Consider the following 619-nt stretch of genomic DNA (forward strand, 5'->3'; position numbering starts at 1 on the left):
ATCAACACAGAAATCAAACAGGCAACAGAGGGTAATACAGAAGCGAACCTGATAGCTCACGCCTTTTGGGGAGCGGTGGAAGCCTATGCACAAGGCGGTAAGGCCGGTGCAGGAGCGGTTGCAGCGGTAACGGGGGAAGTGGGTGCAAACATCATCTCTCAAAACCTCTTCGGCAAAGAGCCTGAAAACCTGACGGAAGCGGAAAAACGGACGGTATCGGAGCTAAGCCAAGTAGCGGCTGGGTTGGCTGGTTGGTTATCTGCAAACGGAGGAAGTTCCTTATCAACAGCTCAATCGGTGAAAACTGGACAAGGAGTTGGAAAGAATGCGGTGGAGAATAATTCTCTGAATGCCAGTGATTCTGTCAATTATCTTAAAGATTTGAGTGAAGCTTACGTAAAAGGAGAGTCTTTAGAAGCAATTCATAACAATTATGCAATTCTTAGCCAGCAAGAATTTGAAAAGGATATGGCAGCTTGTAAAAATGGTGGTTTAATGTGTTATATGGGCGTTCTTTCCGCAATGAAAGATGGTGTGGATTCGATAGAAGGATACAAAGACTTTTATGAATTGCCTGCAGAGATTAAACAGAAAGCTATTGATTGGGTAAGTGCTGAGG

Annotated in this window: 1 protein-coding gene; it reads left to right on the forward strand. The window is 44.7% G+C overall.

Going from position 1 to position 619, the window contains the following annotated elements:
• Positions 1-619: VENN motif pre-toxin domain-containing protein (locus ACERCG_RS12205; protein ID WP_373612310.1), on the forward strand; the 619-nt coding region annotated here is incomplete at both ends.

The sequence above is a fragment of the Mannheimia sp. E30BD genome (assembly GCF_041807785.1).
In the GTDB taxonomy this organism is placed as follows: Bacteria; Pseudomonadota; Gammaproteobacteria; order Enterobacterales; family Pasteurellaceae; genus Mannheimia.